This is a genomic window from Ligilactobacillus salivarius (assembly GCF_035231985.1).
In the GTDB taxonomy this organism is placed as follows: Bacteria; Bacillota; Bacilli; order Lactobacillales; family Lactobacillaceae; genus Ligilactobacillus; species Ligilactobacillus salivarius.
This window is the reverse complement of record NZ_CP117983.1, coordinates 637,708-650,152: the sequence shown is the minus strand read 5'-3', so window position 1 is coordinate 650,152 and position 12,445 is coordinate 637,708. Positions and strand designations below refer to the sequence as shown.

The following is a 12,445-nucleotide window of genomic DNA, read 5'->3' as shown; positions in this document are numbered from 1 at the left end:
TTCATTTCAAAAAAAATAGTAACTGAGAAAAATTTAACACTTAATCTCAGTCACTTCAAATAAAAATATTAACTAATCAGTAATTGTTTCATTAAAAAGTATTTTTACAGAGTTTAATAACTCTTCTAACTTAACTTCAATCTTTTCTCCATTTTGACGAAGTTTAATTTCAACAATTCCTTCATCTGCTTTCTTACCAACAGTTATACGAATTGGAAGTCCAATTAAATCTGAATCTGCAAATTTTACTCCTGCGCGTTCTTTTCTATCATCAACTAACACTTGATATCCTGCATCTTCTAACATTGCAGTAACTTTTTCACTTAGTTCTCTTTGTGTATCATTCTTTACATTAACAGGAACAACGTGAATATCGAATGGGGCAATTTCGCGAGGCCAAGCAATACCATTTTCATCATTATGTTGTTCAACTATTGCTGATAATAAGCGTGAAACACCAATTCCATAGCAACCCATTCTCATAGGAACTTGACGTCCATTTTCATCTAATACATCTGCACCCAAACTCTCAGAATAACGAGTTCCTAATTGGAAAATATGACCAATTTCAATTCCACGTGTAAATTTCAATACACCTTCGCCATCTGGTGATAGTTCTCCTTCTCTAACTTCACGCAAATCTAAAAATTCATCAACATGATAATCTCTATCAATATTAACGTTTATATAGTGGTAACCATCTTCATTGGCACCTACACTAGCATTTATCATTCCTTCAACATCTAAATCTGCTAGTACTTTTAGATTTTCATCAATTCCTACAGGTCCTAGAGAGCCGAAGTTTGCACCTAAGAATTTTACAGCTTCTTCTTCTTCAGCTGGACGTAAATCAATAGCTCCTAAATGATTCTTTAATTTAACTTCGTTTACTTCGTCAATACCTCTCATTAAAACAACAACAGGTTCGTCATCAGCTACAAATAATAGAGTCTTAATTTCATTTTGAGTATCTGTTCCCAAAAACTCAGCTACTTCAACAATTGTTTTGGCATTAGGTGTAGCAACTTTTTCCAAATCTTTTGGAGTTTCATGAGATTGTTTAGGTATTCTCAAATTCTTTGCCATCTCAATATTAGCTGCATAATCAGACGAATCAGAATATGCAATTGTATCTTCTCCAACTTCAGCGATGGCTTGGAATTCTTTTGATCTATTTCCTCCCATTGCGCCTGAATCAGCAATAATTCCTCTAAAATCTAGCCCACAACGTTCAAAAATTCTTTGATATGCTTTGTCAGTATCATTAAAAACTTTTTCCATACTTGCATCATCAACATGGAATGAATAACCATCTAACATCAAAAATTCACGACCACGTAATAAACCAAATCTAGGTCTATTTTCATCGCGATACTTCATTTGAATTTGATATAAATATAGTGGCAATTTTTTGTAAGATTTTATTGCATCTCTTACAATTGTTGTGAAAGTTTCTTCATGAGTTGGTCCTAAAATAAAATCTCGTTCATGACGATCTTTTAATTTAAACAAAGTAGGACCGTAAGTTTCATAACGTCCTGACTCTTGCCATAACTCTGCTGGTACAACTGCAGGGACTAGCATTTCTACTGCATCAATTCTATCCATTTCTTCACGAATAATATTTTCGATTTTCTTCATTACTCGATATGCAAGAGGTAAATAAGCATACATACCTGCTGTTATTTGTTTGATATATCCCCCTCTTAGCATCAATTGATGACTGACAACTTCAGCATCACTTGGAATTTCTTTTAATGTTGGAATTAACATTTGTGATTGTTTCATTTTTTTACTCCTCTCTGAGAACAATACTCATCTTAAACCATTAATTATCTAATGTAAAAAATATCTTTGAATATCATTCCAGGTTACTAAAATCATTAAAATCATTAAAAAACCAAACCCTATCAAAGTAATTATACCCTCTTTTTCCGGATCTAAAGGCTTTCTTCTGATTGCTTCTACTATATTTAATAACAATTTCCCACCATCTAACGCGGGTATTGGTAATAAATTGACAATACCTAAATTTATAGACAAAACTGCCATTAAATTCATAATACTCAAGATACCATAATGAGCAGCTTCACTCGTATAAGAGTACATTGCTACAGGTCCACCCAAATCATTCAAACTGAATCCCTGTGTAAACATTTTACCTAAAACTCCTATGATACTTGTTATTATATACCAGGTTTGAGTAAATCCATATGACAAAATTGCAACAATTGACTTATCATAATGGACTTTTGCCATAACTCCTATCATTCCAACTTTTTTACCATTCTCGATTTGAACTTTAGGTGTTATCCTTATTTTAATAATTTTATTTTTTCTATCAATTTTTAAAATAATTTTTTTATTCCCATTTCTTTGGATTTGAGTGGAAGCTTCTTGCCAAGTAGTGGTCTTTATATTACCAACAGCTATTATTCGATCATTGGGCTTTATTCCTGCTTTCTGTGCAACCGAATTTTCTTGAACCTTTCCTATTTGATTATCTGTAGAAGCTACTCCACCTTGCACAAGTGCGATCACTAAAAAAGCTACAATTGCTAAAATAAAATTATTCATAGGACCTGCAAAGTTTGTAAGCATTCTTTGAATAATTTTAGCTGATTGAAATTGAACATCTTTAGGTGCAATTTGTACTTCCGTTCCATCATTTTCAATTATGCATGCATCATGATCTACTTCATATACTTTTAGTTCTGAATCATCGCCATTCTCGTATCCTTCGATCCACAGCTTATCTTCCAAATCCCAATCAGAAATTTGAACAGGAACACCTGAAATTAAAGTTTTTTTGTTACTTGTATTAATTTTTACTACTTTATTTTCATCATTTATTAACAGATTAACTGTCATTCCCTTTTTCAAGGGAACATCGTCTTCCTCAGCACCTGCCATACGCACATATCCACCTATAGGCAATAATCTGATTGTATATGTAGTACTATTCTTTCGATAGAACCATAGTTTAGGCCCCATGCCAATGGAAAATTCTCTTACTAAAATTCCTGCCTTTTTTGCAAAAAAGTAATGTCCAAATTCATGTACAAAAACGAGGACTCCAAAAACAATAATAAATGCAATTATTGTGATAATCATTTAACCATCCTCTCTTAAACCTTACTAAATTAAACCAACGAAATGCATTAAAGGTAAAACTAACAAAATTGAATCAAATCTATCTAATATTCCACCGTGTCCTGGTAAAATTTTTCCAGAGTCTTTTACTCCATAATGTCTCTTAAATGCTGATTCAATTAAATCACCAAATTGAGCACCAATTGATAGAAATACTGTTATTCCCAACATAGTTAAAAAGCCATATGGAAAAGCACTTTGCTTAAAGAAAAGATAAATTCCTACGATAATGACAGCACTCACTGTACCTCCAATTGATCCTTCCCATGTTTTGTTAGGACTAATATGAGGAGCTAACTTAGTACGCCCAATTTGACGCCCGATTAAGTATGCGCCACTATCTGTAATCCAAGTAATCAAGAATGCGTATAAAATCATCCATAAACTTTCTTGGCGAGCATAAATCATATAGTGAAATCCTAATCCTGAATAAATAGCTCCTAAAATTATAGCTCCCACATCATCAAAGGAAAATCTATTACGACTAACAACTGTATATCCTAGTAATACTAGCGTGAAGAAATAGAATCCACTATAAAAAATTCCATTTGGAAAAAAATTGATCCAATTACTTGGTACTAATAGGCAAGCCACTGCCATAAAAGCTATTATTGCCTCAGGTGAAATTAAAAGTTTTCTTTTCATAGTTAAGAATTCTGACATTCCCACTAATCCCATCGCTACTACTAATATACTAAATAAATTTCCTCCCACTACTAGTAAAGGAATAAAAATCAGCAATGCTACGACTGCTGTAATAACTCTTTGTTTCATCTTTATTTCTTCTCCTCTTTTAATCCACCAAATCTTCTATCTCTTGTTTGAAAAGCATAAATATTAGCTAATAAATCTTCTTCTGAATAATCTGGCCATAATATATCAGTAAATACAAATTCACTGTATGCCAATTGCCATAATAGAAAATTTGATATTCTTTCTTCTCCACTCGTTCTAATTAATAAGTCAGGATCATTGTATGGAGCAAGCTTTCCAGTCATTAAATTAGCATCTACTACTTTTTCAGTTATCTTTTCTATCTCTAATTTGTTTTCACTTACTTTACTAGCAATACTTTGAATAGCAGATACTAATTCAGCACGACCACCATAATTTAATGCAAAATTTAAGACCATTCCTGTACAATTTGAAGTTTGTTCAATTGCATCATAAACAGCTTTTTGAGTTTTTTTCGGTAACATATCTATATAACCCATAACATTTACTCTTACATTATTTTCAATTAATTCAGGAACAAAAGTATTGAAGAACTTAACCGGTAAATCCATAAGAAAATCCACTTCTTTATCAGGACGTTTCCAATTTTCTGTAGAAAAAGCATATAACGTTAGAACCTTAACACCTAAATTACTCGCTACCTTAGTTATATTTTTTACAGTTTCCATTCCTTGTTTATGTCCTGCTATTCGCGGTAAGTGTCTTTTCTTAGCCCAACGTCCATTTCCATCCATGATAATAGCTATATGATTAGGAATTAGTTCTTTTTTTAATTTATTCCTTTTTTCATCCATATTTTCTTTTTTATTAAAAAAATCCAACATCTAAATTCACCTCCATAATGGAAATATACCTCTAAATTACTATAGCAGTTTTTTTTTAAACAATAAAGTTAATATACAATAAAAAAAGGGTAAAGTAACAAATCTTTACCCTCGTGATACAATAGTTTATTGCATTATCCTTCGAGAACTTCTTTTTCTTTGTCCTCTGTAATTTTATCAATATTTTTAATAGATTCATCTGTCACTTTTTGTGCTTGATTTTCTAAATCTCTTAAATCATCTTCTGTTAAGTCACCATTCTTTTGAGCTTTCTTCAAAGCATCCATCATATCACGACGAATGTTTCTAACAGCAACTTTTCCAGTTTCAGAAACAGCCTTTACTTGCTTTGCTAGCTCTTTACGACGTTCTTCAGTTAATTGTGGAATAACTAAACGAATTGCTGTTCCATCATTCATTGGTGCAATTCCTAAATCTGATGCCATAATAGCATGTTCAATGTTCTTTAAAGAGGTCTTATCATATGGTGTGACCAATAATACACGTGCTTCAGGAACTGAAATTTGTGCCATTTGATTTAAAGGAGTAGGAGCCCCATAGTATTCTACATTAATTCTATTCAATAAACTGGCATTAGCACGTCCTGCACGAATATTCCCTAATTCTCTTCGTAAAGAATCTTCTGCCTTCGTCATTTTTTCTTGTGCTTCCTTAATAATAGGTTCTGTTATTTTCATAATTATTTTCCTTCCACTGTTGTACCAATTTCTTCGCCTTCAACAACCTTCTTAATGTTTCCTCGGTTGTTCATGTTGAAGACTACTAAAGCAATATTGTTGTCCATTGATAATGATGAAGCTGTAGTATCCATAACACGTAATCCCTTATTAATAATATCCATATGTGTTAACTTAGTATACTTTTTAGCTGTAGGATCAACTTTAGGATCCGCGTTGTAGATTCCATCTACTCCATTTTTAGCCATTAAGATTACTTCTGCATTAAGCTCGGATGCTCTTAATGCAGCTGTAGTATCTGTTGAGAAATATGGAGAACCTGTACCTGCTGCAAAAATAACAATTCTTCCTTTTTCTAGATGACGAATTGCTTTTCTACGAATATATGGTTCTGCTACTTGTCTCATTTCAATAGCTGTTTGAACTCTTGTAGGAACTCCAACTGACTCTAGACTATCTTGAAGTGCTAAAGCGTTCATAACGGTTCCTAACATACCTATGTAATCGGCTTGTGCTCTTTCCATTCCTATTTCAGCACCAGCTTCACCACGCCACATATTTCCGCCACCTACAACGATAGCAATTTGTACACCTAAATCATGAACTTCTTTTATTTCTTCTGCAACTTTTAAAATTTCGGGCGGATTAATTCCTTTTCCTTGATCACCAGCAAGTGCTTCACCACTCAACTTTAGTAATACACGTTTATACTTGATGTCAGACATGTAAAATTCCTCCCAATATTTATCATAATTCATTCTATAAAATTTTATCTCTTCTAAAATTTCATTTTACCATATTTATCATGATGATAGTAGGTCTAAAAATAATTGCTAATTATTTTTTATTTTTAAATAAGTTCTTTAAATTTCTTTTTATAACTTGGAAGAAAGTTAATGAACGAACCATTCTATCTGCAGGGACATATTCTCTAATTGCTCGCAATACTTCTTTGGAATTTTTAGCAGAAAAAGTAAACATACCATTTTTTTTAGTTCTTAAAGCAAAGCGTGGTATCCATTTTCCTTTAAACATCACAGAAGCTATAACTACATCCACTTCTTCCCATGGAATTTGGATATATTTTCTAACATCTCTATCATTAAAAAATTCAAATCCCTTATCACCTATCATTATCTTTCCATAATCAGATAATCCCATATAAGACGTACCTGCCATTGTTAAATCTACTTTTGTATTAATTGACTGAACCATAATTAAATTCAACTCCACTTTTTACATTATTGTATTTATTATATCAGAAAACACCTCGTAAATGCTTACAATAATGGAATTATTACTTATTTTTCATGATCCAACAAATATTTCTTTCTATCTATTCCTCCAGCATACCCCACTAAATCTCCTCTACTACCTATCACTCTGTGACATGGAACTATTACTAATAATTTATTTTTTGAAACTGCTCTTCCAATTGCTTGTGACGAAAGATTCTTTTCACCAAAAATTATTTTGCCTAATTCTTTATATGATATGGTAGATCCATAGGGTATTTTTAATAATTCATTCCATACTTTTAATTGAAATTCAGTCCCTTTAAATTTAATTGGTAGATCTTTAATTAATGGCTTATTTCCTTTAAAGTAGTCATCCAACCATTGTACTGTTTCTTCTAACACCACATTACCAATATTTTTTTCTTCATTTTCTTTCTCATCACTAAAATAACATTCTACTAAAGAATATCCATCAGATTTTAAAACTATATTTCCGATTGGTGAATCATAATTCATTTTATACATGCATATCACTCCTAAAAAAAGCAACACTAGTTGGCGATAAGATAGCTACCTATACTATCTTATTATCCGCTTAGTGTTGCTAAAACTATTATTATAAATAAACACCTATTTACTTAATTTTAATTACTGGCTTATGCTTCTTTTTTCTATCTATACTTAATTTATCAATTACCGGTTTATCATTTACTATAGTAACTTCTACTGTATCTTTTTTTATTGAAATCATAGGCTTACTCCTCTCTTTCATATAAAAAACTAGCTTACTAACTGTAAATATATAGTACTCAATAAATTAGACTATTTTATTAAGCAAATATTAAGAAATGATTAATTTTTCAATCCTATACTAATTTAAGTAACATATATAAAAAAGATGAATAAGTCCACAAATGACTTATTCATCTTAAAGTTCACTAATACATTTCTAAATATTGATCTCTTTCCCACTGTGAAACTTCTTGACGATAAGCATCCCATTCTAAACGCTTTGCTTCTAAGAAGTTTTGATATAAATGTGGTCCCATAGCATCTTGAACAACCTTATCTGTCTTCAATGCCTTTAATGCATTATGCAATGTTGATGGTAAATCTTGAATGTTATTTGCCTCACGTTCTTCATCATCCATTGCATAAATATTTCTATCAACAGGAGCTGCTGGTTCAATTTTATTACGTAATCCATCTAAACCTGCTTCTAGTAATGCAGCTACTGCTAAATATGGATTAGCAGATGGATCTACTGAACGTAATTCTAAACGAGTTGAATTTCCTCTTGCAATTGGAACACGAACCAGTGGTGAACGATTATGTCCTGACCAAGCCACATAAACAGGAGCTTCATATCCAGGTACTAAACGTTTATAAGAATTTACAGTAGGATTCATAATAGCAGTAAAGTTACGTGCATGTTTTAATACGCCACCCAAGAAGTAGTATGCATCTTGTGATAACTGTTCTTCACCTTTAGTATCAAAGAATGCATTACCATCTTTATGGAACAATGACATATTCAAATGCATACCTGAACCGTTAATTCTATCTAATGGTTTTGGCATAAATGTTGCATGTAATCCATATTTACGTGCAACAGTCTTTACAACAAGTTTAAATGTTTGAATATTATCACATGCATGCAAAGCATCCGCATACTTAAAATCAACTTCATGTTGTCCAGGAGCTACTTCATGATGGGAAGCTTCTACATCAAATCCCATATTTTCCAACTCTAACACAATATCACGACGACAATTTTCACCTAAATCAACAGGAGCTAAATCGAAATAACTTCCCTTATCATTTAAGTGGATTGTTGGACGTCCAGTTTTTTCATCTAATTTGAATAAAAAGAATTCAGGTTCAGGCCCAATATTAAATTCCGTAAAGCCCATTTCCTTCATTTCATCAAGTACTCTAATTAAATTATTACGAGGATCTCCTAAAAATGGTGTGCGATCTGCATTATATACCTCACAAATTAAACGAGCAACTTTTCCATGTTCTCCACCCCATGGAAAAATCATCCATGTTGATAAATCTGGATATAACCACATATCACTTTCTTCAATACGTACAAAGCCATCAATGGATGAACCATCAAACATCATCTTATTATCTAAAACTTTATCTAACTGACTAATTGGAACTTCAACATTTTTAATTGTTCCATATAAATCAGTAAACATTAAACGTAAGAAACGTACATTTTCTTCCTTTGCAATGCGTCGAATGTCATCTTTTGTGTAGTCGAATTTTACCATCTTTTATTGCTCCTTGTCGGGTTGTTAATTTAAAGTGAACGGTTATTACGCAAAGAAAAATCATTATCTTTTATAAAACCACCAGCAGATACAAACTCATCACGTAAAATGCGTCGAACATCAGCATCTGTTAATGTATTATGTTTATCAGCTTTTTCTTGTTCTTTTTTAGCTTTTTCTTCATAAATATGCTTAATTCCCGCCATATTTATTCCTTCACCTAAAAAATCTTTAATTTCTAAAAGCTTATCTATGTCATTCAAGGAATACATTCGCCTATTTCCCGCATTACGTTCAGGTATAACCAATTCTTGTTCTTCATAGTATCTAATCTGGCGTGCAGTAAGATTTGTTAGTTTCATAACAGTTCCCATAGGTAAAACTGCAAGTGAACGTCTAAGCTCTTTTTCTCGCATAATCCAACCCTCCTTTAAATTACGTGTTAATGATATCAATAAGACAGACAAATGTCAATATCCCATGTAATATTTTCTTACACGAATTTTTTATTTATAAAATGTTTCTAGCACCGCTTTAGTTATAGCAATTTTTACATGTGCATAAGTTAATCCACCTTGAATATATAATGTATATGGTTCTCTTAAAGGACCATCACTTGATAATTCTATTGTGGACCCTTCTGTAAAACTTCCAGATGCCATAATAATTTTATCTTCATATCCATCCATATAACTTGGAACTGGTTCAACATATGCATTCATAGGAGAATTATGCTGTATTGCTGCACAAAATTTGACCATTGCATCAGGATTACCAAAATTAACCGTTTGAACCAAATCTGTCCTAGGCGCATCCCAGCTAGGTGATACATCCATTCCCATTTCTTCTAGTAATGCTGCTGTATAAATCGATCCTTTAATTGCCTCTCCTGTCACATTAGGAGCCAAGAAGAAACCTTCGTAAAAATCTCTCATAAATGGATATGTGGCACCTTCATTCTTTCCTGCTCCTGGAACAATGAGCCTTGCACCGCATCTATCAATAAGATCTTTATTCCCAACTAAAAATGCACCTGTTTTTGCAATTCCACCACCAGCATTTTTGTATAGGGAGCCAGCCATCAAATCAGCTCCATAAAATGTTGGTTCTTCAGTCTCTGTAAATTCTCCATAACAATTATCAATAAAAATTATCGCTTGAGGGGCATATTTTTTTACAAATTTTATCATCTCAGCTATTTCAGAAACAACGAAACTATCTCTTGAAGAATAACCTCGCGAACGTTGTATAGCTACCATTTTTATCGAAGAATCTTTTTGTAAATCTTCCTTCGCTCTTTTATAATCTACTTTCCCATTATCTAAAAGTGGTGTGTAAGAAAAATTAATTAGATGTTCTTCCAAAGTTCCTGGATTATCTCCAGCTACACCTATAACTTCTTGAATAGTATCATATGGCATTCCTGTTAAATAATGCAATGTATCATGTGGACGCAACACTCCAAAAAATGCAGTTGAAATGGCATGGGTACCAGATGTCAATTGCGGTCTAACCATAGCATCTTCAGTTTTAAAATAATCAGCAAACATAGCATCAAGTTTATCTCTACCTATGTCATCATAACCATATCCTGTTGAACCAACTAAGTCTTCCTCAGCGACATGATGCTTCCTAAATAATTCTAATACTCTTCGCTGATTATTTAATACTATTTCTGTTATATCCTCTAATTTTGAAGATATTTTCTCATCTACTATCTCTATTTTATTTTGTAAATCTTTAGGTAAATCTTCTGACCATTTACTCATTATCACTTCACTCCTTAATATTTATATCCAATCATCAATTAGTTTATATATTTTCTTTATATCTTCAGGGTTATTAACTAAATCAAACCAAACTACATTCATTTTATTCCTAAACCATGTCAATTGTCGTTTAGCATATCTACGTGAATTTCTTTTTACTAGTTCAATAGCTTCATCTTTAGATATTTCACCATCAAAATAAGGATAAAATTCTTTATAACCTATTCCTTTACCAGCAGGTAGTGTAGCTCCGCCTAAATCATATAGGTACTTTGCTTCCTCAATCAATCCAGTTTGAATCATTATATCTACTCTTTTATTAATTCTTTCATATAGGGTACTTCTTTGAGTATTCAATCCTATTAATAATGGCTCAAATTCCTTATTACTTTCATCATGTTGTTCAGAAAAAAGGCGTCCAGTTTGTTCAATAACCTCCAAAGCTCTTATCACTCTTCTAGAATTATTGATTGGAATTTTCCTAGCAGCTACTATATCTAATTTTGCTAGTTCTTCCCACAATCTTTCTTTTCCATTTTTTTCCATAAAAAGTTGCCACTTTTTTCTTCTTTCAATACTCAATTGATCAAAAGTATCTCCACCTAAACTATAACCATCTAAAAGTGCTTGCAAATAAAAGCCTGTCCCACCAACGATGATAGGTATATTATCATCATTAGCTATTTCCTTTATATCTTTACGGCAGTTATCTATAAAGTCAGCAACAGAAAATCTTTGCTGAACTTGTAAGATATCTATCATATAGTGCTTTATATCTTCCATTTCATCAGGTGTTATCTTTGCTGTTCCTATATCCAAATTTTTATAAACTTGCATTGAATCGCCTGAAATAATTTGTCCTTTATATTTCTTAGCAATATCAATTGATAAAGCTGTCTTTCCTACTGCTGTTGGGCCAACAATCACAATAACTTTTTGTGTCATACTATCTTCCCTTAATTATCTTTTTATAAAATTAGTATATCATTATTACTTAAATTATAACTATTTTCCTGGATATTTTTATCAATATCATTCATAATGTATATAGAACCACTTCGAAGGAGGTACTCAATATGAAAAAATTTAATTTAGGTTTCTTACTAGGTGTTACAACAACATTAGGTGCTTTAGCTGGCGCTGTTTTTACTTTTAAGAAAAATGTTGTTGAACCAATTGAAGAAAAAGAAGCTATTTTAGAAGAACATCGTCGTCGTGCTTTACGTAAGAGTCGTTCTGCACATCAAGGATAAAAAATAGTAATTGTCTTATATCAAAATAGCAGCAAGCTAGATTTATTAGCCTTGCTGCTATTTTTATTATTAATATTTGCTCTTCTTCTTTTTTCCATCCCAACGATCATAGCCTGATTTTAATATATATAAATCTCTAAAACCGTCTTTGTACAATTGAACAGCTGCTCTTGTAGCAATTGTTCTTCCAGTTTCGTATAAATATACTGGCATATCCTTACGGAGACTTGATTTATAGATTTTAAATTGGCTATATGGCATATTACGTGCTCCTAAAATATGTCCCGCATTAAAAGTATCAGGTTCACGCAAATCTATAACTTGAGCTTTTTTCATTCCCTTTTTAAACTCTTCATTATCAAGCATAGTAGATACTCTCTTTCCAGAAATGTAGGTATATAACTGCATTCCTAGAAGATAAGCTACTAATAAAATTAGAATGATGTTTACCCATGCCCATACAGAAATATCAGCCAAAAACATTGTACTAAGA

Annotated in this window: 15 protein-coding genes; 1 reads left to right on the top strand and 14 read right to left on the bottom strand. The window is 32.0% G+C overall.

The features are described 5' to 3' along the window. Positions 1–72: 72 nt before the first annotated feature. The 13 genes from PTA89_RS03180 to miaA form a co-directional block, all read right to left on the bottom strand. Positions 73–1,788 carry a proline--tRNA ligase gene (locus PTA89_RS03180; RefSeq protein WP_003699897.1) on the bottom strand — a complete coding sequence of 572 codons (1,716 nt, stop codon included), beginning with the start codon at positions 1,786–1,788 and terminating at the stop codon, positions 73–75. 48 nt (positions 1,789–1,836) lie between these two features. Next, complete coding sequence (gene rseP / locus PTA89_RS03175; RefSeq protein WP_003708032.1) at positions 1,837–3,114, bottom strand: RIP metalloprotease RseP; 1,278 nt, start codon at positions 3,112–3,114, stop codon at positions 1,837–1,839. A gap of 24 nt (positions 3,115–3,138) precedes the next feature. Further along, positions 3,139–3,927, bottom strand: a complete 789-nt coding sequence (locus PTA89_RS03170; RefSeq protein ID WP_003705952.1) for a phosphatidate cytidylyltransferase — start codon at positions 3,925–3,927, stop codon at positions 3,139–3,141. Between the two features lie 2 nt (positions 3,928–3,929). Continuing rightward, on the bottom strand, positions 3,930–4,712 hold the full coding sequence (locus PTA89_RS03165) for an isoprenyl transferase (RefSeq protein WP_081533932.1): 783 nt from the start codon (positions 4,710–4,712) through the stop codon (positions 3,930–3,932). A gap of 134 nt (positions 4,713–4,846) precedes the next feature. Next, a complete protein-coding gene (gene frr / locus PTA89_RS03160; RefSeq protein WP_003705950.1) occupies positions 4,847–5,410 on the bottom strand; it encodes a ribosome recycling factor in 564 nt (187 codons plus the stop codon). Positions 5,411–5,412: 2 nt separating this feature from the next. Further along, positions 5,413–6,135, bottom strand: coding sequence for a UMP kinase (gene pyrH / locus PTA89_RS03155; protein WP_003703168.1), 723 nt, complete (start codon positions 6,133–6,135; stop codon positions 5,413–5,415). Between the two features lie 112 nt (positions 6,136–6,247). Beyond that, entirely contained in the window at positions 6,248–6,625 is a 378-nt protein-coding gene (locus PTA89_RS03150; protein ID WP_003699888.1) for a DUF956 family protein, read from the bottom strand. Between the two features lie 86 nt (positions 6,626–6,711). Next, positions 6,712–7,173: a methylated-DNA--[protein]-cysteine S-methyltransferase gene (locus PTA89_RS03145; protein WP_003705947.1), complete on the bottom strand. Its 462-nt coding sequence runs from the start codon at positions 7,171–7,173 to the stop codon at positions 6,712–6,714. 109 nt (positions 7,174–7,282) lie between these two features. Continuing rightward, the gene (locus tag PTA89_RS03140) at positions 7,283–7,420 is read right to left on the bottom strand and encodes a hypothetical protein (RefSeq protein ID WP_157997893.1); all 138 of its coding nucleotides are present in this window, start codon (positions 7,418–7,420) and stop codon (positions 7,283–7,285) included. Between the two features lie 166 nt (positions 7,421–7,586). Continuing rightward, positions 7,587–8,930, bottom strand: coding sequence for a type I glutamate--ammonia ligase (gene glnA, locus PTA89_RS03135; protein WP_003699883.1), 1,344 nt, complete (start codon positions 8,928–8,930; stop codon positions 7,587–7,589). 29 nt (positions 8,931–8,959) lie between these two features. Further along, on the bottom strand, positions 8,960–9,346 hold the full coding sequence (locus PTA89_RS03130; protein ID WP_003705945.1) for a MerR family transcriptional regulator: 387 nt from the start codon (positions 9,344–9,346) through the stop codon (positions 8,960–8,962). A gap of 90 nt (positions 9,347–9,436) precedes the next feature. After that, positions 9,437–10,699 carry a methionine gamma-lyase family protein gene (locus PTA89_RS03125; RefSeq protein WP_003705944.1) on the bottom strand — a complete coding sequence of 421 codons (1,263 nt, stop codon included), beginning with the start codon at positions 10,697–10,699 and terminating at the stop codon, positions 9,437–9,439. A gap of 21 nt (positions 10,700–10,720) precedes the next feature. Next, positions 10,721–11,644: a tRNA (adenosine(37)-N6)-dimethylallyltransferase MiaA gene (gene miaA, locus PTA89_RS03120; protein WP_003705943.1), complete on the bottom strand. Its 924-nt coding sequence runs from the start codon at positions 11,642–11,644 to the stop codon at positions 10,721–10,723. A 131-nt stretch (positions 11,645–11,775) separates the two neighbouring features. Here miaA and PTA89_RS03115 point away from each other — a divergent pair, with 131 nt between their 5' ends. After that, positions 11,776–11,952, top strand: a complete 177-nt coding sequence (locus PTA89_RS03115) for a DUF3042 family protein (protein ID WP_003705942.1) — start codon at positions 11,776–11,778, stop codon at positions 11,950–11,952. 69 nt (positions 11,953–12,021) lie between these two features. On the opposite strand, the gene PTA89_RS03110 is transcribed toward PTA89_RS03115, so the two are convergent. Further along, complete coding sequence (locus tag PTA89_RS03110) at positions 12,022–12,435, bottom strand: rhodanese-like domain-containing protein (RefSeq protein ID WP_003705941.1); 414 nt, start codon at positions 12,433–12,435, stop codon at positions 12,022–12,024. Positions 12,436–12,445 lie beyond the last annotated feature (10 nt).